This is a genomic window from Mycobacterium sp. JS623, from assembly GCF_000328565.1.
In the GTDB taxonomy this organism is placed as follows: domain Bacteria; phylum Actinomycetota; class Actinomycetes; order Mycobacteriales; family Mycobacteriaceae; genus Mycobacterium.
On record NC_019966.1, the window covers coordinates 3,325,017 to 3,347,840 of the forward strand.

Consider the following 22,824-nt stretch of genomic DNA (forward strand, 5'->3'; position numbering starts at 1 on the left):
CGTTTGATCAGCCGCGGCACGAACTTGGCGCGCCCGTCGTCACGACACCACCGCTGGTCGCAGCGTTGGCCACCACCCGGTGCGTCAATGGCCAGCCGAGGCCGACAAGTGTCGTGCGAAACGTCTTGTCGGCCTTGAGGATGCGGCTCAAGTATTCCGGATGCCCCACCCATTCCGGCCTGTGCCGCCGGCACGTCGAGGCGGAGCCGATCTAGCAGGTCCACGAGCGCACGCTAACAGGACCCGGGCCCGGTCTACCCGTAAAGCTTGGCGAGAATCTCGCCGGCCTCATCGTCTTCGAGTACCGGTGTCGCTGAGATCTGCATGAACTCCTGCCACTCCGAAACCAGCGAGAAGACGCCCTTCGGGTCGGCCGCCTCGACCACCGAACAGCCCGAGCCGTTCAGGCCGAACCACCGACCGAGTTGCGTCACACCGTCCGGCGGCTTGCCGCCGGTCTGCAGGAAGCGTTTGGCTGCGGCTCGCGTCCCTTCTGGCTCCAACGTCCACTGAACGAGATATTTCATGGCATTACCCCCTATGGTGGCGCGATTGCGCGGCCACCAATGAGCAGTATGCGTCCGGGTTCTGGGGATGTTCGACGATTGGCATCTGCTGCGGTGCGGTGATTCCGGTTGCAACGATAAGCTCGCCTAACGTCGTCGGGATAGCCACCTTGAGAAAACAAACTAGTGTGGGGGACAGGGGATTTCGGTAGCAGCAGCCGTCAGCGTGGGCGCTAACGTGCGGGCGGGCCCGGTTTTGCCTGGGCGGCGTCGCGGCGCCGCGCGGCCATCCCGGCAAGTGCCTCGAACACCACGCGGTGTGCGGCGTTGACGGTCAGCTCGGCGTGGTCGTAGGCCGGTGCCACCTCGACCACGTCCACGCCTGCGACATCGTGTTCGTAGCACAGCTGGCGCACCATCCGTAGCAGGTCGGCGCTGGTGATTCCGCCGGGCTCCGGTGTGCCGGTGCCTGGCGCGTGCGCGGGGTCAAGCACATCGATGTCGACCGAGACGTAAAGCTTGTCGGCCTTGGCCAGCGCCTCGCTGACCGCATCGCGCATCACATCCTTGAATCCCCGGTCCCAGATCTCCTGCATGGTGTGCCATGTCATGCCCTGTTCGAGCATCCACTCAAACGTGTCCTGCGGCGGCCAGTAGCCCCGCAGGCCCACCTGAACGAAATGGGTGCCCGGCACGGCGCCGGACTCGATGAGTCTGCGCATCGGGGTGCCGTGGCTGGCCAGGTTGCCCTCGATCTCGTCGGCGGTGTCGGCGTGGGCGTCGAAGTGCACGATGCCGACGTTGCCGTAGCCGTGCACGTCGGCCACCGCGGTCGCGGCCGGCCAGGTGATCGAGTGGTCACCGCCGAGGATGACGGGCACGATGCCGCGTGACGCCACCGCGTGCACGCGCTCACGAATGTTGGTGTGCGACACCTCGGTCTGGCCATGCGGGCAGTAGGCGTCGCCGAAGTCGACAACCTCCAGCCAGTCGAAGATCTCCAGGCCGAGATCCAGGTGATAGGTGCCGGGTTCGTAGGCGGTCGAGCGGATCGCCCTCGGTCCGAACCGGGCACCGGGCCGGTTGGTGGTGGAAATGTCGAACGGCGCGCCGACGATCGCCGCGTCGGGTTGCCACGATTCCAGTTGTTCGACTTCGGTCAGAAACGGCCGGTGGCCGAACGACACCATTCCGGCGTAGGCCAAGTCGAGTTGCTCGGCCATGCCGGGCGGAAGGTCGCGCTGATGATCATGGTCATGGCCCATGCGACGACCGTACCGTCCGGAGGGTCAGGTCGGCGCGTTCTAGTCGTTGGCCGCCAGGGCTTGGCGCATCAATGCGGGGATCGGGCGCTTGGCCCAATCATCTGTCGAGACAACGACGTAGACGTTGTGGCCGCGCACCGCGGTCTCCTCAGCGGAGTGGCCGTTGCATCGCTGGACGGTGAACGCGAGCGTGAAGCTGGTCGTTCCGATCCGCTCGCACTCTACGGCCACTCGCACCGCATCGCGCCACCGAACGCCCGCCAGATAATCGATGTCGCTGTGCACGACCTGGATATCGTGGCCGGTGGCAATCAAACCCGGATACGTCACGCCGAGGTGGTCGAGGAATCCAGTGCACGCTTCGTCGAACCAAGTGAGGTAGTGGCCGTTGAACACCACGCCCTGTTGGTCGACTTCCGCGTAGCGCGGCACCACGGGCAACGAAAAGGGGCTCACCCCGTCACCCTAGCGAGTTTGCTGTAGACCACATCCGCTGCGGTGAGCCGGCGATTGCCGGCAGGCAGGGGATTCGCCATCGAATCGGCACCGTCGAGCAGTAGCTTTACCGCACGGCGGAAGTGACGAAGCTTCGGCCGGGCAGACTGGACAAGTGCAGTTGGTGACTATCGACGACATCCGTGCCGCCGCGGAGTTGATCCGGCCATACGTCCTGCGCACCCCATTGGTCCCGGCGGGCTGGGCGGACGACGATCGACCGCTGTGGATCAAGCCGGAAAACCTGCAATCGATCGGGGCCTTCAAGGTCCGGGGTGCGTTCAACGCGATCGGGCACCTCGACGAATCCGTCCGAACCCGTGGCGTCGTCGCCTATTCGAGCGGCAATCACGCGCAGGCGGTCGCCTACGCGGCGGCGGTGTATGCAGTGCCCGCACACATTGTCATGCCTCGCGAAACACCGGGCATCAAGGTGCAGGCGACCCGAAGCCACGGCGCCGAAATCGTGTTGTGCGGTGCGGGCCAACGCGAGAAGGTGGCCGCCGAGCTGCTTGAGCAGACGGGCGGCGTGCTGGTGCCGCCCTTCGACCACCCCGACATCATCGCCGGACAGGGCACCATCGGCCTCGAGATCGCCGAGGAGCTGCCCGCGGTCGCAAACGTGCTGGTGCCGGTCAGCGGTGGCGGCCTGGCGTCGGGCATCGGCACGGCGATCAAGGCGCTGTGCCCCGACGCACGCGTATTCGGTGTCGAACCCGAGTTGGCGGCAGATACCGCGGAGGGCCTTCGGCGGGGCCACCGGGTGGACTGGTCGATCGAGGACAGAAACCGCACGATCGCCGACGGGCTGCGGTCACAACCGTCCGAGTTGACGTTCACACACCTGCAGAACGTGTTGGACGGCCTGATTACGGTGTCGGAGAACGAGATTCGAGCTGCCGTGCGTGAACTCGCCTATCGAGCGCATCTAGTGGCCGAACCCAGCGGCGCAGTCGCGCTGGCGGCCTATCGACAGGGCTCGACGCCACCTGGCCGAACGGTGATGATCCTGTCTGGGGGCAACATCGAACCGCCGATGCTGCAAGAGATCCTGGCGGGCTGACTCAGGCGAAGACCGGGATCACCAACGGGACGGCGATTGCGCACTTCTCGTGCATCGAGTGCACCCAAGCGTCCTGCTGGGCAGCGGCCTTCAGATAGCGACGGCGACCCGTCCAGCCGCAGGAGCAAGCTGCGGTCGAATGCCCGAATCCGTAATTGCGCACGGCCACCACACCTTGCGACAGAACGTCGGGGCGCGGGAAATCGCCGACATCGATTGCGTCAATCGGTGCAGCTACCGACATCAGTGCGCCTCCTACGTCGACCCGAACCTCGTTGTCTGTCAGACGCGCAAAACTTGCGATCCGGTTCCCATGCTGAACCGGATTGTGGACGAATTCGGTTTCGGCCGGATAACGACTTGGCCACGCCGAACTAGTGGACACCCTCCATCAACCCGCTGATCCACGGCCCGATCGCAAACACCACGAGGCCGGCGAAAATCGCGACGGCGCCGATGATTCCGAAGTAGGCGAACTCGCGCGTCGGATCGTAATAGCGGGCGAGCACTCCAGACATCGAGGTGCCGAGGCCGACCGAGAAGAAGTACAGCGCCATCATCTGAGCCCGAAATGCCTCTGGCGCAAGCTTTGTCGTGACGGACAGCCCGATCGGTGAAAGCAGCAATTCGGAGATCGCGAACACCGCCATGATGCCGACGACCAGCAGCGCAGGCACGGTCTTGCCGGTCGACCCCGACATCGGCAGAAACAGCAGGAACGCCAGGCCCATTCCGATCACGCCGTAGGCGAATTTTCGCGGTGTGGTGGGCGCACGATTACCCAGACGCGTCCACATGATCGCGAAAAGCGGTGAGAGCAGGATGATCCAGACCGGTTCGATCGAGCCGATCCAGTTCGATGGTGCGGTCCACCCGAAGATCGACCAATTCATCCGCTCGTCGGAGTACACCGCCAACACCGTGAAGATCTGCTGGAACAGCGACCAGAACACGGCATTCGCAATGAACAGCGGAATGAACGCTCGCACCCGCGTCCGCTCGACCGCGGCCACCTTCGAACTCGTCAGCATCACCACGAAATACGCCACGGATGCAGCAATGATCACGCCCGTCGTCACCTGAGAAAGACTGGCCAGCTTCACCAACCCGGTCGCAAATACCCCCACGATCACGGCTATCCCCACCACGACGATGCCTGCAACCCAGCCAATAGCGCTGCGTGGCAACGGGTTCGGTACGGTCCGGCCGTGCGTCCCCAGGTTGCGCCTAAACGCGACGTACTGGGCAAGGCCCAGCGCCATACCCACCGCGGCGGCGCCGAAGCCGTAGTGGAATCCTGCGTGAGTCTGCAGAAGACCCGTGATCAAGGGCCCGATGAAGGCGCCAAGGTTGATCCCGAGATAGAACAGGGTGAAGCCGCCGTCGCAACGCGCATCGCCTTTCTCGTACAGGGTGCCGAGCAACGACGACGCATTCGCCTTCAACGCGCCGGAGCCGAGCGCGACCAGGACCAACCCGACGGCGACACCGGCCAAGCCCGGCAGGACCGCGAGTGCGACGTGACCGCACATCACGACAACACCGCCGTAGAACACGGTGCGCTCCATGCCGAGCAGCCGGTCGGCGATCCAGCCGCCGAGCACAGTCGACAGGTACACCAGGCCGCCGTATGCGCCGACGATTCCGGTCGCGGTTGCCTTCGGCAGCGCCAGGCCGCCCTCGGTCACCGAGTAATAGAGGTAATAGCCGAGGATTGTCAGCATCCCGTAGAACGAGAAGCGCTCCCACAGCTCGACTCCGAAAAGGTTGGCCAGGCCGACCGGATGGCCGAACAACGTGCGTTCGGCGGGTCGGTCCTCCGTCTGTCCTACTGCTGCCATGTGGGGGAGAATGCCACGCCGCCGATCCCTTCGTGGCCGATAGCGTCGAGCGATTGGTGGGCAAAGAGTTCACCGCCGGATGTGCAGGAGTTTCATGCGGCACAGCACATTTGATTATCCGGACAGCCGGCTGGCGCCCCACGCCCAGTGAGCCCCAACGGTTGGGTGCCGGTAGTGTCACCCCGATAGGTGGACCTCCGAAGGGATGTGAGTGGACGCCGTACTCGGCTTATCGGTAACGCCGTCCGCCGTCGGCCTCGTTCTCGTCGAAGGGCAGGACGCCGACGGCGCCACCATGGACGGCAATGCATTCGAGGTCGGCGTTCGCGGTCGGTGTAGTGCCCTGCAGACCTCCGAGCAAGCGGCCGCCGCGGTGCTGCGCAGCGAGGCTATCGCCGCGACGCACGGTCACCGGCTGCATTCCATCGGTGTGACGTGGAGCGACGACGCCAACGCCGAGGCCTCACTGCTGCTGAAGTCACTGAGCGATTCCGGGTTCGACAATGTCGTAGCGGTGCGGCTGCCGGAGGCGACTGAGGCGTTGGCTCGGGGGATCGCAGAGGTCATCGGGTACGGCACCACCGCGGTGTGCGTTCTCGAACCCGAAACGGTGATCGTGCTGATCGTGCATCTGCGCGACGGCTCGGTGCAAACCTCGGTCAACCGCAGGATCATCACCGAGGAAGACCTGGTTCGCTGGATGAGCACCCTGTTCACCCGTGCCGACTGGCAGCCTGAGGCCCTCGTGATGGTCGGCTCCGGCGGCGACGACGAGCTGATGCCGATCCTCGAACGGGCTCTTTCGGTTCCGGTCTTCGCGCCCGCAGAAGCCCAGCTCGCCCTCGCGCGGGGCGCGGCGATGGCGTCCGCGCAGAATGCCGAGTCGACGTTTGGCGACACTGCCCATCACTTTGAGCAGCATCAGCCCGAGGAGCGCCGGCGTCGGCCGCTCGGGCAGGCCGGTCCGCTGGCCCTGCTGATCGCGGGGGTGCTGACGTTCACCGTTTCGGCGTCGGTCGCGGTCAGCCTGCAGCTGGTGCCGAAGAAGGAGACGGCCTCCTCCGAACCACAACCCGCGGCCAAGGTCTCGCCCGAACCGCCCGCCGTCGTCACGCAGATGCAGGCGCCGCTTCCGGTCGCACCGCCGGCGGTCGTCGCGCCCCCAGCCGCGGTCACACCCGTCGACGCGCCGCCGCCACCGGTCTATAGCGAGCCGCCGGTCGGTCTTCCCGACGTCCCCCCGGCGGCCACGGGCGCGGGGTCTCCCGGTGAAGGCCTGCCGTCCGACCCCGCAGCGGCACCGCCGCCGGCCGATGGCGCCCCGCTGCCGCCCGAGCAGCTGCCCCCGCCCGCGGCGCCCGTCCCCGCGGAGCACCCGGGCATCATCGGCCGGATCCGGGATCGGCTGCACAGGGGTGACGAGGTGCCACCGCCTCCCGAAGCCCCGCCGGCCGCAGAGCCCGCACCCGCGCCGCCCGCAGAGCCCGTACAGCCTGCACCCGCATCAGACGCCCCGCCTGTGCTGCCTCCCGGCTGATTCCGGCGGCTGCCTCGCGTTGGCCGTCGGGCTACACCCTGCTCGTCGTCGACCGCGCTGTAGCTACGGTGCGCTAGCGCGACATGCGCATGCGCGCTGACTTGGGGTTACCCGGGGTTGCGGCGCAAGCCAACTAGGATGAAAGCTTGCTGATCGCCCATCACGGAGGAATGTGGAAAGTGCGTAGAGCCGTTCGAAATCTGCTTGTCGTGGTGGGCATTACAGCGATCGCGACCGCAGGGTCCGTCACAACCAGTTCGGCCAGCACCACCACACCGACCGACGTTGTCAGCATTTCGCCGACACCGGGCCAAAAGGTCGGCGTAGCGATGCCGGTGACCGTGACGTTCGCGCAGTCGATAGCCGACCGCACGGCCGCCGAACGCACCATCTCGTTCACCTCGCCCGCCACCCCCGCAGGGTCCTTCACCTGGCTCAATGACCGTGTCGTGCAATGGAATCCGAAAGGATTCTGGCCCGCTCACTCGAATATCATCGTGACGGCCGGCGGCGCGAAGACGTCGTTCGAAGCCGGAGCGGCCACTGTGGGCGTCGCCGACATCGATGCGCACACGTTCACCGTCAGCATCGACGGCCAAGTGGTTCGCACCATGCCCGCATCGATGGGTAAGCCCAAGCACCCCACGCCGATCGGATCGTTCAGCGCGCTGGAGAAGCAAGCCAGTGTGGTGATGGATTCACGGACCATCGGCATTCCGCTGTCCGACCCCGAGGGTTACCGCCTCACCGTCGCCGACGCCGTGCGGGTCACCTGGGGCGGTGTCTACGTCCACTCCGCACCATGGTCGGTGGCCTCACAGGGTAATTCGAATGTCAGCCACGGCTGCATCAACCTGAGCCCCGAGAACGCCGACTGGTACTACAACACCGTCAACATCGGTGACCCGATCATCGTTCAGCAATAGCGTGCAGGTTCTTCGCAGTCCGTGATGTGGCGACGGTCGAGATATCGGGGCAGGTACCCAGCACGCGATCGGCGGTGCCCGAACTCGTCACCGTGAACCAGTAGTGCTCGTTCTTGTAGTGGTGATTGCGGTGATTGCGCCAAATAGCCCGGTACACACTGGTTTTGGGCTTGTAGTCACTGTGGATGAGGTAGTGGGTCCACTCATAGACCAGCCCCATCGCGGCGATGAACACCAGATAGGTCAACCCCATGCCGAGCCGTGGAAAAGCCAGCAGCGCAACGGCAACCGTGAGGGGAAGCACCCATGACACCAACGATTTCCATGGGATGAAGATCAGCGGGATGCAGCGCGGGTCGATGTGGTGTGCACGATGTTCTCGGGACAGCAGTGGATCGATGGTCAGGCAACCCAGATTCTTTGGGCGCCAATGCAAGATGAACACGTGTATGAGCCATTCGAAGACGGGAAACAGGGCAAGCAACACCAGCGGCACCAGCGCGTCGGTGAGCTGCCAGTCGCCTACGAGGATCCGCGCGGCCAACGCGGCGAGAAACACGGCGCCAATCATCCACGGCGACGGATGTTTCCAGAATTCGCGGCCCGCGCCGGAGAGCGTGAATCCCTTGCGTGCGGGGCGCTGGGTCGAGGTGGTCATCGTTGCTCCTGCAGGTTGTCGATAACGGTCAGCAGGGCGGACGTTGCGGGCTCGAGTAGGTCCGTCGCCGCTTGACTTGCCCGCCCTGGTTCGCCCGCGGTGATGGCATCGGCGAGTTCGCGGTAGGCGGTAGCCCGTCCGACCTCCTCGGCCATCACGGTGGCCAGTGCTGTGAGCGCGGGTTCGTAGGTGATGCGAAGCGTGTTGTACATCAACCGGAACGCGATCGAGTCGGCGCCGTCGACCACGTGGTCCCAGAACGTCAGCGCGAGACGCTGCTGCTCGACGGGATCTTTCTCGTCGACCAGCTGTTGCAACACGTCATCGAGAAGCCCGGCCAGTTCTGGGCGACGCCGCAGGGCCGCCAGCTCGGCGATCTTGGGCCCGTTGTGCAGACGAGTCTCGAGGATGCTGCGCACCACGGACAGGTCCAACTCGCCGGCGCGGATCAGCAAACGGGGGAGCAGGTCGAGACCCGCGTGGCGCCGAAAGTCGCGCACCGTAGTGGAGTCGCCCTGACGCACTTCGACCAGACCCGCGGCGGTCAGCCGCTTGAGCGCCTCGCGTACGGCGGGCCGGGACACCCCGAGCACCTCGGCGAGCCTGCGCTCGCTCGGCAGCGTCTCGCCGGGCTGCATCTCCCCGCTCAGCACCTCGCCGACGATCTGCTCAAAGACGTCCTCGGGCACGGATCGCCGGTTCACCGGTTGTAGGGCCATGCGGGCCAGCATGCCAGGCCTGCTGGCCAGAGGTCAAGTGGTCTGACCAGTGGCTGTTATGCGATGGAGAGCTGCACTTTCATCGCCTCGGCCAGCGCGAGCATGCCCGATATGGGCCGCACCATGACGGTGAACTCGCTGATCGCACCGTGGTCGTCAAGCTGGATGAAGTCACACCCCTCGACTTGCTTATCGCCCACGCGGGTCTCGAACACCAGCGCATGATCGCGAGCGTTCTCGGCTCCGATTTCGCGCGTGTAGCGGAAGTCTTCGAACACCGCCATGACGGCTTCTAGCAATCGGCGCACCGCCTCGCGGCCCTGGTACGGCTTGAAGACGGCGGGGCTGCGAAACACGACGTCCTCGCGCATCAGCGCGACGGCGGCGTCGAGATCACGGGCTTCGATCGCGCGACGAAAGGGATGCACCACTTGACCACCTCATTAGTCAACAAGTTGAATAGGTGCAATCGATACTAAGCCAGCGATTGGAAGGCCGTCTAGATGGCATTGCGTCACGCGCTGCTCGCCGCGTTGCTGGAGGGCGAGGCGTCGGGATACCAGCTCGCCAAACGCTTCGACGTTTCGGTGGCGAACTTCTGGTCGGCCACCCCTCAACAGCTCTATCGCGAACTCGACCGTGTCGAAGCCGAGGGGCTGGTCCACGCGCGCCTGGTGCGCCAGCAGCGGCGGCCCGACAAGAGGGTGTTCACGCTGACCGATGCGGGACGGACCGAGCTACACCGATACACCGGCACGCCAGCCAAACCAGTGGCGATGCGCGACGAGTTGCTGGTCAAGCTGCAAGCCGTCGATGTCGGGGATGCACACGCCGTTACCAAGGAACTGACGGCACGACAGCAGCGAGCGCGCGCAAAGCTGGCCACCTACGATCGACTGCTGGCCGACATGCTCGACGGCCGTGACGAAGACGCCTTCGAGCCCGACGCCGAGCGGATCGGGCCGTATCTGACGCTGATGGGCGGGCGGATGTACGAGCAGACGAACATCCAGTGGTGCACAGCCGCGCTCGGGGTGCTCAGCAGGAGGCTTCGATCCTGAACGTCGCCGAGACTTTTTTACTCGGGTTGACGGTGAAGTTGCCATCGGCAGAACCGGTGATGGTGTACTTGCCGCCGACACCGGTCACATCGGCCTTGCCGATGTCGCCCCAGGAAGTGCCGGAAAAGCCACCGAAGTCACGAAAGTCGACCGACTTCACGGCGACCTTGTCGCCGGTATCGAGGACCGCGGTGAAACCCTTGGCCTTATCGGGGGTTTCGATGGTCCACGCCCACCCCGTCTGCGAGCACGTCACCGCATGCGGATTGCCGGTGTCCTTGCCGTCGATCGTCACCTTCGCCGTGGTTCCCCCAAGTGCCGGCGGCTGTCCACCGCAGCCGGCCAATCCGACGGCGAGTATCGCCGCGGTCACCGCAATGTGTCGGGTCTGCATGTCGCCAGACTCTATTGATGTTTGTCCGCGCTCACGGGCGTTTCACCCGCGCAATGCCGCAGCGGTCACTTCGTCGGCGGGCAGGAACGCCTCGATGCTCAGCTCCGCGGCGGTCAGGTCCAACGCGGTGCCGAAGGTCGTGACGGTGCTCAGGAAGGTCAGCACCCGTCCGTCGGACGTCAATAGCTCGAGCGGCACCGCGACGCCGCCGAGTTCGGTCTCCTCGAAACCGCCCGGGTAGGACTCGATCTCGGCAAGCAGCTCGGACAGCTCTGCCGACCCGCTGACCGAGACCTCCCGACGTAGCCGTTCGACCAAGTGATGGCGCCACTGGCCGAGATTGCGGATGCGTGGCGCCATCCCTTCTGGGTGCACCGCGATACGCAGGGCGTTCGGCCGCTCGAGCAGGTGCGGAGCCACGCCGTCGAGCAACACTGCGGCGCCGGCGTTGGCATGCACGATCTGCCAGCCGCGGTCGACCACTACACAGGGAAATGGATTGTAGGCGTTGAGGACTCGCTCAACACCCTGCCGGACGGCGCCCATGTCGGGGTCATCCAGCGGGCGTTCCCGGTAGACCGGCGCCAGGCCGGCGGCCAGCAGCAGTTGGTTCTGCTCGCGCAGCGGCACATCGAGCACACCGGCCAGCCGCAGCACCATGTCGCGGCTGGGTGCCGATCGGCCGGTCTCGATGAAACTGAGGTGGCGAGCCGATACGTCGGCCTCGATCGCGAGATCGAGTTGGGACAGCCTGCGGCGCTGCCGCCACTGACGCATCAGCGAGCCGAACGGCGGGCTTTGGACGTGGGCGACGGTGGTCACGCGCCCAGTGTTGCGCAGCGCAGGGAAGCCCTGCCACTACCTGTCAGGTAATTGCGCCGCTTACCTCAATCCGTTGCTAATGCAGCACCGCCTGGGCTGCTGATCCACAGGGAAAGCCAGCGGCGCTGTCCGCCCAGTGCCCTACCACCGGAAGCAGCGACGGCCGATAGGCCACCACCGCGGCGGCGATGATCACGCCCATGTCGTGCTGAGAGACACGCTGCTCACCGGTATTGACTATCGAGGCCACGCTGGCGTCGTCCTGCGGGGAGGCGCTCAGCTGTTCCACGAGCTCATGAGCCCAAGCGACCATCGCGTCGGGATTGGGGGAGGCCACGCCGTTCTGGTCGAGCAAGTGCAGATAGGACGCGTCGGCCTGGGTGTTAGGGGCCGCCGACGCCAGCGCCGGAGCGCCGACCGTCAGGCCCAGCACCGCGATCAACAGCGCTACCGCCGTTTTCAGAACATTCATCATGTTCTCCTTCGCTAATACCAGCGTGCCAACTTGGCGGGCGAACCGCCACCGCCAGCGCGCCGACGACGTTGGACACCCGGGGGTTTCCCACTACCTCCCAGGTAATTGCGCCACTTACCTCGGCGCAGGAAAGTCGAGGCATGACAACCGAAGACGACGACGAGTGAGGATCGCAGCGAGGAACGAGCGAGGACCGGAGCGAGGAGGAGTCGAGGCATGACAACCGAAGACGACGACGAGTGAGGATCGCAGCGAGGAACGAGCGAGGACCGGAGCGAGGAGGAGTCGAGGCATGACAACCGAGCAGAACATCCCACGGTGGTTGCGCTTCGTGCTGATCTCGGACCGCGCAGGGTCGGCTTGGTACATCGGTGCGGGCTTCTTTTTCGCACCGCTGCTCGCCGTGCTGTCGCCATGGCCGACGGTCACCGCGGTGTGCTGGGTTGTCATCGGCCTTGCCGGGCTGTGGCTCGGGCTCCTCGGCATCGCGATGGCCACCGGCCTCGCGATGGTGCTGCGAACAGGCGCCGAGATACCGGAGGCCTACTGGCGCTCGATCATCGACTACCCGGCTACTGCGCGACCGCGCTCTTCCCCGTGTAATCGACCTGCCAGTGTTTGATGCCGTTGAGCCAGCCCGAGCGCAGTCGCTCCGGCGGTGAAATCGGTGTGAGGTTTGGCATTTCGTCGGCGATCGCGTTGAAGATGAGGTCGATGGTCATTCGTGCCAGGTTGGCGCCGACGCAGTAGTGCGCACCGGTACCGCCAAAACCCACGTGCGGGTTGGGATCTCGCAGGATGTTGAAGGTGTAAGGGTCGTCGAAGACGTCCTCGTCGAAGTTGGCCGAGCGGTAGAAGATCACCACCCGCTCGCCCTTCTTGATCTTCACACCCGACAACTCGGTGTCCTCCAATGCGGTCCGTTGGAACGACGTGACCGGGGTAGCCCAGCGGACGATCTCGTCGGCCGCGGTCGCAGGCCGCTCCTTTTTGAAAAGCTCCCACTGGTCGGGGAATTCGGTGAACGCCATCATGCCCTGGGTGATCGAGTTTCGCGTTGTCTCGTTGCCCGCCACCGCCAACAGGATGACGAAGAAGCCGAATTCGTCATCGGTGAGCTTGTGCCCCTCGACATCTGCCTGAACCAGCTTGGTCACCAGGTCGTCACCGGGGTTCTTGGACCGTTCGGCGGCCATCTGCATCCCGTACATGATCAGCTCGATCGAGGCGGCCATCGGGTCGTTGGAACCGAACTCCGGGTCCTGGTCGCCGACCATTTGGTTGGACCAGTCGAACAGCTTCTTACGGTCGTCCTGCGGTACACCCATCAGGCCGGCGATCGCCTGCAACGGAAGTTCGCACGACACCTGCTCGACGAAATCGCCCGACCCCTCGGCGGCTGCGGCCTTGGCGATGTTGTGTGCCCGCTCGCGGAGCTCATCGCGCAGGGACTCGACCGCGCGGGGAGTGAACGCACGAGAAATGATCTTGCGCAGATGTGTGTGGTGCGGGGCATCTTGGTTCAGCAGCACGACCTTGCCCCGCTCCAACGACTCAGGGTCGGCGTCCTCGCGGTATCGCGGCAGCGCAGTCTTCTTGTTGCTTGAGAACACATCGCTGCGCAGCGATACCTCCTTGACGTCCTTGTGCTTGGTCACCACCCAATAGCCGTCGTCGCCGAATGCGGCGTTCCCTTTGGTCTGCGCGTTCCACCAGATCGGCGCGACCTTGCGCATGTGCGCCAGTTCCTCGACGGGTAGCCGTTCGGCGTAGATGTCTGGATCGGTGAAATCGAAACCGGGTGGGAGGTCCGGAGACGCCATAGATGCACTCCTCGAGTGACGTTGTCTAGTGCTCTACCGCATTGCTACACCACAGATGGGGAGTGGTGCGGCGGGTTAGAAGAAACTCCAAGTGAAACGTGTTCCCGGAGCACAAAATTTAATTAACCGCTTCGTCACAGCTACCCCAGGTGTAACAATTTTGTGAGCCAAACGGAAGCACCCAGTAGCACCGGCTCAGCACGCTATCCGGAAGGGGGCATGGGTGAGGATGAAGAGTGGAGGAACCGCGCTCGCTGTGGCGTCGGGGGCAGTAGGGGTCATCGCAGCGTTGACGTTCAGCGCGCCAACGGCGCTGGCCGATCCCGTGCCACTCATTCCCGAACCCGCTCCGGCACCCGCCGCGCCGGCGATCCCCACACTCGGACCGTCGCCGGGGCCCGCGCCCGACGGCACGGTGCAATCCGCGGCAGCCACCCTGCCGACCCCGCCCGACGGCATGCCGCATTTGTCGAGCCCGGAGAACCTGCCGCCAGGCACCACGGACACGCCTGACCCACAGCAGGGCAGCGGCTCGTACATTCGCGACCTCTGGCACGCCTATCAAACCCAGGAAATCAGCGGACGCGACGCCCTACTCCTGCTCAGTCAGCGGCCGATGGCCTCAGCGTCACCGCCCGCGGGCGTGCCCGCGAACCCAGCCCCTCCGCTGGCACCCGGCGCCGCGCCGGCGCCTGCATCGGAACCTGAGCCAGCACCGGCACCGCCACCGCTGTTCCCGTGGCTGGCTCCTCCGCCAGAGCCCGCGCCTACGCCCTGAGTCGTTGGCCGGCCTGCGCCAGGACGTCGCGCACGACGCGGACATGCACGGGTTCGGTGACCGTCCACACCGCTCGGGCGATCAGATTGCGTTGCGCCACGAACGTCGCGAAAAGCAATGCGCCGACTTCTTTCTTGAGCAGCAACTCTCCCGGCATACCGATGCGCGATTCGGCGCCCAGAAGAACATGATCGGGCACTGCGCGACGGACGTCCCAGCCCAGCACCGAATGTCCCGACCCGCTGCCTACCTTCAGCCCGATCGTCGACCAACCGGAGAGCAGCTGAGTGCGGACAGTAAGCGGAGCGCCTTCGAGGACGTCGCGAATCAAGTCCACGGCGCTCTCGTCGCGGTGCGAACCGACGTCGAACAGAAACGCGTCGCAGTAGTCGATGCGAGGCAGCGTGCTCAATGCCCGGACCGACGACGGAACGGCGATTCGGCGCACTTCGGCGGTCATCGGGGTGCTCCTGTCTGCGACCACGCGCGGCCGATGTCACGCATCATCAGTGGATACACAATGAGGTGGCGAAACGGCGCGATCGCCATGAGATAGGCGGCGCCAAGCGCCCCGTTCGGTTTCACGAGGATGGCCATCTGGCCGCGGTAGCCGCCTGTGCGGTCGGGCACCCACCCGATGTGCATGAGGCCGTGCACGGTCTGGTTGGCTATCTCGAGCGCGAACTCGTCGTGCGTGAGGTACAGCGGTGTGAACAGATCAGTGTCCAAATCGCTTGGGGGATCAGCTAAATCGGAGGGCAGCCGATCGCGCAGGCTCGGGACACGCGCGCCGAGACCCGTTTCTTGGCTATCGAGGCCGAACAGCCGGCCCAGCGTGAAGCGAATCGCAAACAACGCTCGCACCACGACAGAGGTTTCGGCCGGGTCGAAGGTGGTCATCAGCCGGACCAGCCGAGGGAAGTCGTCGGGGCCGCCCGGCGTCGGCAGCGCCCATACGTCAAGGACGCGAAAGTCCTTGGCTATCTCATGAATTCGCCACGGCCGTGCTGTGTGTTCGCCCGTGTCCAGGAGTGCAGAACCAAACATACAGTACTGTATGCTTGGCGACGAACTGCCGTCAAGGCCCTACCGAAAGGCAAACGCGATGGTCGCGCAGATCCGCACACCGCGCAGCACATGGATCGACGCCGGGTTGCAGGCGTTGGCTGCGGGCGGCCCTGATGCGGTGCGGGTGGAGCTGCTCGCGAAGACGCTTCGCGTCACCCGGGGCGGGTTCTACCACCACTTCGCCAGTCGCCAGGTGTTCCTTGACGCGCTGCTGGAGGCGTGGGAGCAGCGAACCACCTACGACGTGCTGGAGCGCGTCGAGGAAGAAGGCGGCGACGCGAGAGCCAAGGTTCGCAAAGCCGGCATGCTGACGTTCTCGCACGAACTGCTTCCGATCGACCTGGCGGTGCGCGACTGGGCCCGGCGCGATGATTCCGTGGCCCGGCGGCTGCGGCGCGTCGACAATCGCCGCATGGAGTACCTGCGCGCCCAGATCGGCACCTTCAGCGACGACCCCGACGACGTCGAGGCGCAGGGGATGCTCGCCTTTTCGCTGGCGATCGGCAGCCACTTCATCGCCGCCGATCACGACGGGCGCAGCCGGCAGCAGGTGCTGGAACGAGCCACGCAGCGGCTGCTCGCCTAGCTACGCGCTCGAAACGAACCTATGCGCGGGATTCGGCCGCCAGTTTTTCGGGCGCAAGCTCAGTTTCGACTGCCACGGCCTCAATGCGGGCTGGCACATGCTTGTGCCATGGGGTGCCTGCATAGGCGTCGCGCCAGTCGCTGGACGTAAGCGAATTAGGCGCAACACCAGGCACTTTCGCGCTACCGTCGGCGTCGATGTAATCGAGGCCGAATCCGTTCGGGAGCGACGCGTGGCCCTGCAGCATCGTCTCGCTGATCTCGACGCTGGCCTGCGCACTGCCCGCCGCGGTGGTGATCCGTGCACGACCGCCGTCGGTCAGGCCAAGCGCTTCGGCGTCCTCGATGCTGACGCGCAGCGCCCCGTCGGCGTCGCGTTTGCGCCAGGACGGATCGCGGAAGATGTCGTTGGCGGTATACGCCCGCCGCTCACCGGCGGACAACACAATCGGGAACTCAGGCGTGGTCAGCTGGGCAGGTGCATCCGCCAGCCCGCGCATCTCGTCGAGCATCTCCTGCATGTCCAGGGCGATCTTGTGGTCGTCATGCGTCACCAGCTGCCAGTCGTCCTCGTACTCGTGCGCGGTGAACGTGACGCCCGACCTGCCGGCGAGGATCGCCTCGAACAGCGTGTTGCCGTCGACATGGCCTGCCCTGCGCACGGCGTCGGGATAAGTCATGGCCGCCTTCTGCGCCAGGCCCCACAGCGCCGCGGCGCCGGCGAGACCGTTGGGCAGTGTCGGGCCGAGGGTCTCGTACAGCACGAACGGCAGCACCTTGTTGAGCATCGGATTGGCGCCGACCGCGGTCAGGAACGCTTGGGTATACGCATCCAGCCCTTGCGCAGCGGCATCACGCAACGGCTGCAGTTCCGCGTCGTCAATCACGCCGAGTGCCCGCGTCAGCCGCGCCCAGATCTCGGGCTCGGTCAGCGTGCCCTCGAGCGGCTCGAGCAGTGGATGCCGAAGGTGGAAGGTGTTGTGCGGGAACTCCAGATTGAAGAACGTCGCCTCGGCCTTCTCGTACTGGCTAGCAGCGGGCAACACATAGGTGGCCAGCCTTGCCGTCTCCGTCATCGCGACATCGATCACCACCATCAGCTCGAGTGATTCGAAGGCCGCCCGGCACGCGGCCGAATCGGCAAGGGAATGGGCAGGATTGCTGCTTTCCACGATCATCGCGCGGAAGCGGTCGGGGTGATCGGTCAGCATCTCCTGGGGTACCGCGTTGCTCGGTATCAGCCCGCCGACGATCGGCGCCCCGGTCACCGGCGTGCGGCCGACACCGCGCGTGTGACGAAACAGCGGCCCGAACGACGAATGTAGGTGCTGCCCACCGCGTTTGGCGAAGTTGCCGGTCAGTATCCACAGCAACTTGTTCAAATAGGAGCACAGTGTGCTGTTCGGCGCCTGCTGGACGCCCAGGTCCTCGAACACCGCGACGCTGTCAGCTCCGCCGATCCGACGCGCCGCGGTCCGGATCAGTTCCTCGTCAACACCACACCGTAGCGAGTACTCACCGACAGGCACGTCGCGCAGCGCGTCGCGCGCCGGCTCGACGCCGTTGACGTGCTCGGCGAGAAACTGCTCATTGCACAGGTTTTCCTGCACGAGCACAGCGGCCAGCGCAGCGAGGCACCAGGCGTCGGTCCCTGGCCGCACGCGCAGGTGGATGTCGGCCATCTTCGCCGTGTCGGTGATCACGGGGTCGATGACGATCATGGAGCGCGCCGGATCCTTGGCGATCTCGTTGAGGACGGTGCGGGCGCGCGGGAAGCTCTGCGACATCCACGGGTTCTTGCCGATGAACACCGACACCTCGGCGTGCTCGAATTCGCCGCGGGTGTGGCCGCCGTAGAGGTGGGCGTCAACCCACGCCTCGCCGGTCTTCTCCTGCGCCAGCGCATTGGAGCGATAATGCGAACCCAGCACCTTCAGGAACGCGCCACTGTAGGCACCGCCGAGATGGTTGCCTTGTCCGCCGCCACCGTAGTAGAAGATCTTGTCGCCGCCGTAGGTATCGGCGATTCGCTTGAAACCCGCGGCAATCTCGGAAATCGCGGTGTCCCAATCGATTTCCTCGTAGCTGCCGTCGGGCCGTCTACGCATCGGTGAGGTCAGGCGATTGCCGTTGTTCTGATAGTGGTTCAGCCGCAACGCCTTGTTGCAGGTGTAGCCCTGCGAGGCGGGATGGTCCTTATCGCCACGGATCTTGGCGAGGTTGCGGCCGTCGAGTTGCACGACGATGCCGCAGTTGCACTCGCACAGGATGCATGCCGTGGATTTCCATTCACCGACCATCGCCGGACTTCCTTTCCGACATTTCGGCCTGTATCAGAGCGCGCAGTTGGCCGTGGACACTTTCGAGTGGCGCCTGGTCACGCGAGGCGCGGGCGACGATGATCGCGCCCTCGATCGCGGTGGTGCTCAGCGTCGCCAGTTCGCCGGCCCGCTTCGTGGGCACGCCGTCGGCCACTAACCGCTCCGCAATCAGATCGGTCCAGCGAGTGAAGGCCGCCGCCGCGCGGTCGATCACCGGCGCCGACTGATCCTGCTTGGCGGGATCGCCTGCCTCCACCGTCACGGCGACGACGGGACACCCCGCACGGTAGTCGGAGCTGGCGAGCTGTTTGCGGTAGTAGCCGACAAGGCCGTCGAGAGCATCAAGACCGCTTTCGGCCTTGGCGATCTTCGCCGCGACGTATTCACCGGCATAATCGATTGCCTCGCAAAGCAATTGCGTCCGGCCACCGGGGAAGTAGTGATACGCCGAACCACGTGGTGCGCCGCTGTGTTCGAGTACGTCGGCGATTGCCGTCGGCTGTGCGCCGCGTTCGCGGATCAACAGCGCAGCGGAGATGACCATCCGCTCGCGGGGACTTGGCATGAGGCTGGATCCCTTCGTCTGACCCGGCTATGTATGTAACCTTACATAATCAGGTGGCGCACGACCAGACCCCCCACACCGGCGAACGTTCCTTACCGCCCGAGTTTTCGGCCTCAAAGTCAAGTGATCAGTGCAACGTCGGGGTTCATGCTGCTGCTTGGGTGATGAGTGTGTTGAGGCGGTCGGCGGGGGTGTCGAGGTCCAGGGTGGGTCGGGGTCGTGTGTTGAGGGTGTCCTGGATGCGTTGGAGGTCGGCCTTGGTGTGCACGCTGAGGTCGGTGCTCTTCTCGAACCAGAACCGCAGTAGCCGGTTGGTGTTCTCGTTGGAGCCGCGCTGCCACGGTGAGTGGGGGTCGCAGAAGTAGACCGGGGCCTGCAGTTGCAGTGCGATGTCTTGCCAGTTGGCCATCTCGCTGCCGCGGTCCCAGGTGATGGTGCGCCGCAGATGGGCCGGCAGGTCGTTCATCGCTTCGATCATCGCGGTGGCCACCGATTCAGCGGTGTGATCGTCGGGCAGGTGCAGCAGGATGGTGAACCGGGTGCTGCGCTCGACCAGGGTGCCGATCGCACTTGTCCCTCGGGTCCCAAGGATCAGGTCGCCCTCCCAGTGCCCGGGCACGGCGCGGTCGTCAGCTTCGGGGGGACGCTTGCTGATGGTGATCACGTCATTGAACTTGCCGCGTCGTTCGGTGTGGCCGCGGGGTTTGCGCGCCGCCCGTTTGGTCGACAGCCGCCTGTGCAGATCGGCGCGCAGCTGGCCGCGGCCTTGGACGTAGAGGCACTGGTAGAGAGTTTCGTGACTCACCCGTGCCAGCCTGTCATCGGGGTGATCGCGAGCCAATACGTCGGCGATCAGCTTGGGGCTCCACCCGTCGTCCATCCACCTTGTGACCTTGGCGCACAATTGGGGGTTATCCAGACGGAACGCTTTGGGACGCTTGAGCTTCTCGGCGCCGCGGCTATGGGCCATCCGAGCGTGGTAGTCGCCGTCGGCGTTGCTGTTTTTACCTACTTCGCGCCACACCACACTGCGGTCACGGCCGATGCGGCGACCAATCTCGGCGTAGGACAGCCCGGCGTCGAGGCCACGCATGATCGCGATGCGCTCATCGAGGTTGAGGCGATGACCGCGCCCGCCCGGCCGGTCCGGATCACCGGGTTCGACCAGACCGTGAGTCCGTTCGGCGTTCTGTCCGTGCTGCAATGACATAGCGCCAGCCTGACGCCACCACAGGCCCGCCGCCGTCGTCGACACGCCCATCGCTCGCGCCGCCACTTCCAACGGCTCACCCACACACACCCGGTCGAACAACGCCCGTCGCACCCAGCGCGGATGCGGATAACCACTCGGCATGTGCAACCCCCCAAATCAAGGAATGTTGCACTGAACGTATGAATCTGCCGGCCAGTTTTCGAGCGGTACGGAACGTTCGGCGAGCTAGTTAGGCCGCGACGACCACCCACGACGCCAGAAACGCCGACATCAACGCCAGGCACACCACATGGTCGCGGCAGATCGCGCGGGCCAACCGCGACTGCTCAGCAGGCGTGCCGATGCGGTTACCCAGCGCGACGGCGTTGGGTACCGTGCGCGTCATCGCCAGCACGATCGGGACACCGGCCAGCACGGCCCAAAGCACCAGCAGCCAACCGGGATCGAAGCCGCGAATAGCCCGAAAACCCAAGCTGCCCAACAGAATCGCCATCACCAGCGCGATCAGGTAACTCATCGGGCGTGAAGTGGTAGTCGCGCGGCGGTAATACCGCGAGATGGAGTCGAGCACCGACTCGGGCAGCACCCCTGCGCCGCGATGGGAGAGGACCTGACTGTCGAAGATCAGGTCCATCCACAGCACGGCCAGCAGAAAGCCGGCGCAGGCGACCGGGATCAGATGGTGGCCGCCTCGTTCAACTCGTTGAGGATGCTGGTGGCATCGAGGTACTCCTGCACCCAGCGCTCGATCACCGCCGAGCACTTCTCCACCTTCGTGAACTGACCAACCACCTGACCGATCGGGTTGAACGCGACGTCGACGCTCTCGTTGGGGTACTTGTGCGTGGCTGCGACGGCCATCCCCGAGACCATGTACTGCAGCGGCATGCCGAGCGGCTTCGGGTTCTCCGGGTTCTCCCACGCGTCAGTCCAGTCGTTGCGCAGCATCCGCGCCGGCTTGCCGGTGAACGAGCGACTGCGCACAGTGTCCTTACTGCTCGCCTTCGCGTAAGCGGCATGCTGCACGTCGGTGTGCTCGGACTCCTCGACCATCACCCACTGCGAACCGGTCCACGCACCCTGCGCGCCGAGCGCGAGCGCCGCGGCGATCTGCTGGCCGCTACCGATGCCGCCGGCGGCCAGCACCGGAACCGGGGCGACCTCCTTGACGACCTGCGGCCACAACACGATCGAGCCGATGTCGCCGCAGTGTCCACCCGCCTCACCGCCCTGAGCGATGACGATGTCGACGCCCGCGTCTGCGTGCTTGCGGGCTTGCGACGGCGAGCCGCACAGTGCGGCGACCTTGCGGCCGGTGTCATGGATGTGCTTGATCATGTCGGCAGGCGGGGTGCCCAGCGCATTGGCGATCAGCGTGCACTTCGGGTGCTGCAACGCCACCTCCACCTGCGGCGTCGCGGTGGCCTCGGTCCAGCCCAACAGCTGCAGCGCGTCGTCGTCGCTATGGTCGACGGGCACGCCGTGGTCAGCGAGGATCTTCTTGGCGAAATCGATGTGTTCCTGTGGGACAAGGTCATTCAGCGTCTTCTTGAGCACCTCGGGCGACAAGTCCGTCGAGTCCATGCCCTCGTACTTGTTCGGGATCACGATGTCGACGCCATACGGGTGGTCACCGATGTTCTCGTCGATCCAGTTTAGCTCGATCTCGAGCTGTTCCGGTGTGAAGCCAACCGCTCCGAGCACCCCGAAACCGCCCGCCTTACTCACGGCCACGACAACGTCACGGCAATGGGTGAACGCGAAGATCGGGAACTCGATGTTGAGTTCGTCGCAGATGGGGGTGTGCATTCCTGCTCCTCGGGTGGGCAATCGCCGAACTGAAACGTGTTCTAGTTTAGCTTAGCTGCCCAGCCGTGATCCAGGAAGGAACCCAAGTGCTGAGGCTTCGGATATTCGTTCCCCAGCGGATTAGTCGTAGCCGACGAGCCTGCGCAACGAACGCCGTCGCCGGCCGCCTGGTCCGATCACACGCAGCACCGGCCATCCATTCTCGGCAGCCAACCCAGCAAGGCCGGGTCGCGGGTTCACCGGACGCGGGCATCCGACCACCTTCATCAGAGCCGCATCCTCGTCGCCGTCGGCGTAGAAGTAACTACGTTGCAAGTCAACGTCATTCGCATCGCTGAACTGCTGTACCACGGATGCCTTGTTGCGGCCCCACACGACAGGCTTCGCGATCCTGCCGGTCAGCCGGCGGTCGTCGTCGAGCTCGAAGTGGTTGCACAACACGTGGTCGATCTCCAGGAAGCGGGCCACCGGCTCGGCGTGGATGGTCATCGCCGACGAACTGAGCACCACGGTATGGCCTCGCGTTTGATGCGCCCGAACGATTTCGTGCATCGCGGGGAACACCCGCGAGGACACCCGTTCGACGAACAATCGCTCGCCAAGCTCGTCGAGATCGACAAGCGACTCGCCCCGCAGGTAACCCGCCGCCCTGGTCAGTAGGTGTTCGAAGCGCATCCTGCCGAGCCGATAGCGCGCCGAGGCCTCGATGACGCCCAGCACCTCGCCGATTCGCGCCTGCCTGCGCCGGATGCGATCGCTGGCGTGTGCCGTCGCGGTGAAGCCGTCGACCAACGTCCCGTCGAGATCGAAGAACGCCCCGATCTGCGGGCCGGCCGGACTCGACGCGATCTCGGCGATCGCGTCTGCTTGGCTGGGCTGCGCGGCCATCACAACAGCGTA

28 protein-coding genes are annotated in these 22,824 nt (G+C 65.1%); 7 read left to right on the forward strand and 21 right to left on the reverse strand.

Annotated features, from left to right (window positions below):
* Positions 1-7: 7 nt before the first annotated feature.
* The 4 genes from MYCSM_RS37200 to MYCSM_RS16350 all read right to left on the reverse strand — a co-directional run bounded on the left by MYCSM_RS37200 (position 8) and on the right by MYCSM_RS16350 (position 2,227).
* A complete protein-coding gene (locus MYCSM_RS37200) occupies positions 8-169 on the reverse strand; it encodes a hypothetical protein (RefSeq protein WP_157681337.1) in 162 nt (53 codons plus the stop codon).
* Between the two features lie 85 nt (positions 170-254).
* The gene (locus MYCSM_RS16340; RefSeq protein WP_015307271.1) at positions 255-527 is read right to left on the reverse strand and encodes a DUF3303 domain-containing protein; all 273 of its coding nucleotides are present in this window, start codon (positions 525-527) and stop codon (positions 255-257) included.
* 212 nt (positions 528-739) lie between these two features.
* Positions 740-1,771: an agmatinase gene (gene speB, locus MYCSM_RS16345; protein ID WP_015307272.1), complete on the reverse strand. Its 1,032-nt coding sequence runs from the start codon at positions 1,769-1,771 to the stop codon at positions 740-742.
* A gap of 39 nt (positions 1,772-1,810) precedes the next feature.
* A complete protein-coding gene (locus tag MYCSM_RS16350; RefSeq protein ID WP_015307273.1) occupies positions 1,811-2,227 on the reverse strand; it encodes an acyl-CoA thioesterase in 417 nt (138 codons plus the stop codon).
* A 154-nt stretch (positions 2,228-2,381) separates the two neighbouring features.
* Between MYCSM_RS16350 and MYCSM_RS16355 the strand changes: the two genes are divergently transcribed.
* Positions 2,382-3,329 carry a threonine ammonia-lyase gene (locus MYCSM_RS16355; RefSeq protein WP_041312200.1) on the forward strand — a complete coding sequence of 316 codons (948 nt, stop codon included), beginning with the start codon at positions 2,382-2,384 and terminating at the stop codon, positions 3,327-3,329.
* A 1-nt stretch (position 3,330) separates the two neighbouring features.
* On the opposite strand, the gene MYCSM_RS16360 is transcribed toward MYCSM_RS16355, so the two are convergent.
* Positions 3,331-3,573 (reverse strand): hypothetical protein, encoded by a 243-nt coding sequence (locus tag MYCSM_RS16360; protein ID WP_015307275.1) that lies wholly within the window; start codon positions 3,571-3,573, stop codon positions 3,331-3,333.
* A 130-nt stretch (positions 3,574-3,703) separates the two neighbouring features.
* On the reverse strand, positions 3,704-5,170 hold the full coding sequence (locus tag MYCSM_RS16365) for a peptide MFS transporter (protein WP_015307276.1): 1,467 nt from the start codon (positions 5,168-5,170) through the stop codon (positions 3,704-3,706).
* A 211-nt stretch (positions 5,171-5,381) separates the two neighbouring features.
* Between MYCSM_RS16365 and MYCSM_RS16370 the strand changes: the two genes are divergently transcribed.
* Both MYCSM_RS16370 and MYCSM_RS16375 read left to right on the forward strand, forming a co-directional pair.
* Positions 5,382-6,707 (forward strand): DUF7159 family protein, encoded by a 1,326-nt coding sequence (locus MYCSM_RS16370; RefSeq protein WP_015307277.1) that lies wholly within the window; start codon positions 5,382-5,384, stop codon positions 6,705-6,707.
* Between the two features lie 170 nt (positions 6,708-6,877).
* Positions 6,878-7,633, forward strand: a complete 756-nt coding sequence (locus MYCSM_RS16375; RefSeq protein WP_041312203.1) for a L,D-transpeptidase — start codon at positions 6,878-6,880, stop codon at positions 7,631-7,633.
* Here MYCSM_RS16375 and MYCSM_RS16380 read toward each other — a convergent pair.
* The 3 genes from MYCSM_RS16380 to MYCSM_RS16390 are packed head-to-tail and all read right to left on the reverse strand — an operon-like array spanning position 7,617 to position 9,441.
* On the reverse strand, positions 7,617-8,291 hold the full coding sequence (locus tag MYCSM_RS16380; RefSeq protein ID WP_015307279.1) for a sterol desaturase family protein: 675 nt from the start codon (positions 8,289-8,291) through the stop codon (positions 7,617-7,619). The genes MYCSM_RS16375 and MYCSM_RS16380 overlap by 17 nt on opposite strands.
* Positions 8,288-9,010, reverse strand: coding sequence for a FadR/GntR family transcriptional regulator (locus MYCSM_RS16385; protein WP_041314170.1), 723 nt, complete (start codon positions 9,008-9,010; stop codon positions 8,288-8,290). The genes MYCSM_RS16380 and MYCSM_RS16385 overlap by 4 nt, the downstream gene beginning before the upstream one ends.
* 56 nt (positions 9,011-9,066) lie before the next feature.
* Entirely contained in the window at positions 9,067-9,441 is a 375-nt protein-coding gene (locus MYCSM_RS16390; protein WP_015307281.1) for a nuclear transport factor 2 family protein, read from the reverse strand.
* 72 nt (positions 9,442-9,513) lie between these two features.
* Between MYCSM_RS16390 and MYCSM_RS16395 the strand changes: the two genes are divergently transcribed.
* Positions 9,514-10,071 (forward strand): PadR family transcriptional regulator, encoded by a 558-nt coding sequence (locus MYCSM_RS16395; protein ID WP_015307282.1) that lies wholly within the window; start codon positions 9,514-9,516, stop codon positions 10,069-10,071.
* Here the strand turns inward: MYCSM_RS16395 and MYCSM_RS16400 are convergent.
* The 3 genes from MYCSM_RS16400 to MYCSM_RS16410 form a co-directional block, all read right to left on the reverse strand.
* Positions 10,049-10,465, reverse strand: coding sequence for a lipoprotein LpqH (locus MYCSM_RS16400; protein WP_015307283.1), 417 nt, complete (start codon positions 10,463-10,465; stop codon positions 10,049-10,051). The two genes, MYCSM_RS16395 and MYCSM_RS16400, sit on opposite strands and share 23 nt — an antisense overlap.
* Positions 10,466-10,507: 42 nt before the next feature.
* Complete coding sequence (locus MYCSM_RS16405) at positions 10,508-11,242, reverse strand: helix-turn-helix domain-containing protein (RefSeq protein WP_051073910.1); 735 nt, start codon at positions 11,240-11,242, stop codon at positions 10,508-10,510.
* Positions 11,243-11,363: 121 nt separating this feature from the next.
* The gene (locus MYCSM_RS16410) at positions 11,364-11,759 is read right to left on the reverse strand and encodes a DUF732 domain-containing protein (protein ID WP_015307285.1); all 396 of its coding nucleotides are present in this window, start codon (positions 11,757-11,759) and stop codon (positions 11,364-11,366) included.
* Positions 11,760-12,054: 295 nt separating this feature from the next.
* Here MYCSM_RS16410 and MYCSM_RS16415 point away from each other — a divergent pair, with 295 nt between their 5' ends.
* Entirely contained in the window at positions 12,055-12,384 is a 330-nt protein-coding gene (locus tag MYCSM_RS16415) for a hypothetical protein (protein WP_015307286.1), read from the forward strand.
* On the opposite strand, the gene MYCSM_RS16420 is transcribed toward MYCSM_RS16415, so the two are convergent.
* Complete coding sequence (locus MYCSM_RS16420) at positions 12,335-13,585, reverse strand: cytochrome P450 (protein WP_015307287.1); 1,251 nt, start codon at positions 13,583-13,585, stop codon at positions 12,335-12,337. The genes MYCSM_RS16415 and MYCSM_RS16420 overlap by 50 nt on opposite strands.
* 229 nt (positions 13,586-13,814) lie before the next feature.
* Between MYCSM_RS16420 and MYCSM_RS16425 the strand changes: the two genes are divergently transcribed.
* Positions 13,815-14,363: a hypothetical protein gene (locus MYCSM_RS16425; protein ID WP_015307288.1), complete on the forward strand. Its 549-nt coding sequence runs from the start codon at positions 13,815-13,817 to the stop codon at positions 14,361-14,363.
* On the opposite strand, the gene MYCSM_RS16430 is transcribed toward MYCSM_RS16425, so the two are convergent.
* Complete coding sequence (locus MYCSM_RS16430; protein ID WP_015307289.1) at positions 14,353-14,823, reverse strand: DUF2867 domain-containing protein; 471 nt, start codon at positions 14,821-14,823, stop codon at positions 14,353-14,355. The genes MYCSM_RS16425 and MYCSM_RS16430 overlap by 11 nt on opposite strands.
* Positions 14,820-15,410 carry a DUF2867 domain-containing protein gene (locus tag MYCSM_RS16435; RefSeq protein WP_015307290.1) on the reverse strand — a complete coding sequence of 197 codons (591 nt, stop codon included), beginning with the start codon at positions 15,408-15,410 and terminating at the stop codon, positions 14,820-14,822. The genes MYCSM_RS16430 and MYCSM_RS16435 overlap by 4 nt, the downstream gene beginning before the upstream one ends.
* A gap of 58 nt (positions 15,411-15,468) precedes the next feature.
* On the opposite strand from MYCSM_RS16435, the gene MYCSM_RS16440 reads away from it, so the two are divergent.
* The gene (locus tag MYCSM_RS16440) at positions 15,469-16,017 is read left to right on the forward strand and encodes a TetR/AcrR family transcriptional regulator (protein ID WP_041314173.1); all 549 of its coding nucleotides are present in this window, start codon (positions 15,469-15,471) and stop codon (positions 16,015-16,017) included.
* Positions 16,018-16,036: 19 nt separating this feature from the next.
* Here MYCSM_RS16440 and MYCSM_RS16445 read toward each other — a convergent pair whose 3' ends face one another.
* From MYCSM_RS16445 to MYCSM_RS16470, 6 genes are all read right to left on the reverse strand, one after another.
* On the reverse strand, positions 16,037-18,316 hold the full coding sequence (locus tag MYCSM_RS16445; protein ID WP_015307292.1) for a molybdopterin-dependent oxidoreductase: 2,280 nt from the start codon (positions 18,314-18,316) through the stop codon (positions 16,037-16,039).
* A complete protein-coding gene (locus MYCSM_RS16450; RefSeq protein ID WP_015307293.1) occupies positions 18,306-18,902 on the reverse strand; it encodes a TetR/AcrR family transcriptional regulator in 597 nt (198 codons plus the stop codon). The genes MYCSM_RS16445 and MYCSM_RS16450 overlap by 11 nt, the downstream gene beginning before the upstream one ends.
* A gap of 145 nt (positions 18,903-19,047) precedes the next feature.
* The gene (locus MYCSM_RS16455) at positions 19,048-20,256 is read right to left on the reverse strand and encodes an IS30 family transposase (RefSeq protein WP_015307294.1); all 1,209 of its coding nucleotides are present in this window, start codon (positions 20,254-20,256) and stop codon (positions 19,048-19,050) included.
* An 88-nt stretch (positions 20,257-20,344) separates the two neighbouring features.
* Positions 20,345-20,749, reverse strand: a complete 405-nt coding sequence (locus MYCSM_RS16460) for a hypothetical protein (protein ID WP_051073758.1) — start codon at positions 20,747-20,749, stop codon at positions 20,345-20,347.
* Positions 20,750-20,790: 41 nt separating this feature from the next.
* Positions 20,791-21,924 (reverse strand): nitronate monooxygenase, encoded by a 1,134-nt coding sequence (locus MYCSM_RS16465; RefSeq protein ID WP_015307296.1) that lies wholly within the window; start codon positions 21,922-21,924, stop codon positions 20,791-20,793.
* A 120-nt stretch (positions 21,925-22,044) separates the two neighbouring features.
* Complete coding sequence (locus MYCSM_RS16470) at positions 22,045-22,812, reverse strand: HAD family hydrolase (RefSeq protein WP_015307297.1); 768 nt, start codon at positions 22,810-22,812, stop codon at positions 22,045-22,047.
* Positions 22,813-22,824: the final 12 nt, after the last annotated feature.

Coding starts and splice junctions, on each gene's coding strand:
- MYCSM_RS16445 (WP_015307292.1), bottom strand. CDS start 18,316: ATGGTCGGTGAATGGAAATCCACGGCATGCATCCTGTGCGAGTGCAAC.
- speB (WP_015307272.1), bottom strand. CDS start 1,771: ATGGGCCATGACCATGATCATCAGCGCGACCTTCCGCCCGGCATGGCC.
- MYCSM_RS16360 (WP_015307275.1), bottom strand. CDS start 3,573: ATGTCGGTAGCTGCACCGATTGACGCAATCGATGTCGGCGATTTCCCG.
- MYCSM_RS16450 (WP_015307293.1), bottom strand. CDS start 18,902: ATGCCAAGTCCCCGCGAGCGGATGGTCATCTCCGCTGCGCTGTTGATC.
- MYCSM_RS16435 (WP_015307290.1), bottom strand. CDS start 15,410: ATGTTTGGTTCTGCACTCCTGGACACGGGCGAACACACAGCACGGCCG.
- MYCSM_RS16395 (WP_015307282.1), top strand. CDS start 9,514: ATGGCATTGCGTCACGCGCTGCTCGCCGCGTTGCTGGAGGGCGAGGCG.
- MYCSM_RS16375 (WP_041312203.1), top strand. CDS start 6,878: ATGTGGAAAGTGCGTAGAGCCGTTCGAAATCTGCTTGTCGTGGTGGGC.
- MYCSM_RS16425 (WP_015307288.1), top strand. CDS start 13,815: ATGAAGAGTGGAGGAACCGCGCTCGCTGTGGCGTCGGGGGCAGTAGGG.
- MYCSM_RS16455 (WP_015307294.1), bottom strand. CDS start 20,256: ATGCCGAGTGGTTATCCGCATCCGCGCTGGGTGCGACGGGCGTTGTTC.
- MYCSM_RS16380 (WP_015307279.1), bottom strand. CDS start 8,291: ATGACCACCTCGACCCAGCGCCCCGCACGCAAGGGATTCACGCTCTCC.
- MYCSM_RS16385 (WP_041314170.1), bottom strand. CDS start 9,010: ATGGCCCTACAACCGGTGAACCGGCGATCCGTGCCCGAGGACGTCTTT.
- MYCSM_RS16420 (WP_015307287.1), bottom strand. CDS start 13,585: ATGGCGTCTCCGGACCTCCCACCCGGTTTCGATTTCACCGATCCAGAC.
- MYCSM_RS16460 (WP_051073758.1), bottom strand. CDS start 20,749: ATGGACCTGATCTTCGACAGTCAGGTCCTCTCCCATCGCGGCGCAGGG.
- MYCSM_RS16470 (WP_015307297.1), bottom strand. CDS start 22,812: ATGGCCGCGCAGCCCAGCCAAGCAGACGCGATCGCCGAGATCGCGTCG.
- MYCSM_RS16430 (WP_015307289.1), bottom strand. CDS start 14,823: ATGACCGCCGAAGTGCGCCGAATCGCCGTTCCGTCGTCGGTCCGGGCA.
- MYCSM_RS16400 (WP_015307283.1), bottom strand. CDS start 10,465: ATGCAGACCCGACACATTGCGGTGACCGCGGCGATACTCGCCGTCGGA.
- MYCSM_RS16365 (WP_015307276.1), bottom strand. CDS start 5,170: ATGGCAGCAGTAGGACAGACGGAGGACCGACCCGCCGAACGCACGTTG.
- MYCSM_RS16410 (WP_015307285.1), bottom strand. CDS start 11,759: ATGAATGTTCTGAAAACGGCGGTAGCGCTGTTGATCGCGGTGCTGGGC.
- MYCSM_RS16440 (WP_041314173.1), top strand. CDS start 15,469: ATGGTCGCGCAGATCCGCACACCGCGCAGCACATGGATCGACGCCGGG.
- MYCSM_RS16415 (WP_015307286.1), top strand. CDS start 12,055: ATGACAACCGAGCAGAACATCCCACGGTGGTTGCGCTTCGTGCTGATC.
- MYCSM_RS16405 (WP_051073910.1), bottom strand. CDS start 11,242: ATGCGTCAGTGGCGGCAGCGCCGCAGGCTGTCCCAACTCGATCTCGCG.
- MYCSM_RS16340 (WP_015307271.1), bottom strand. CDS start 527: ATGAAATATCTCGTTCAGTGGACGTTGGAGCCAGAAGGGACGCGAGCC.
- MYCSM_RS16465 (WP_015307296.1), bottom strand. CDS start 21,924: ATGCACACCCCCATCTGCGACGAACTCAACATCGAGTTCCCGATCTTC.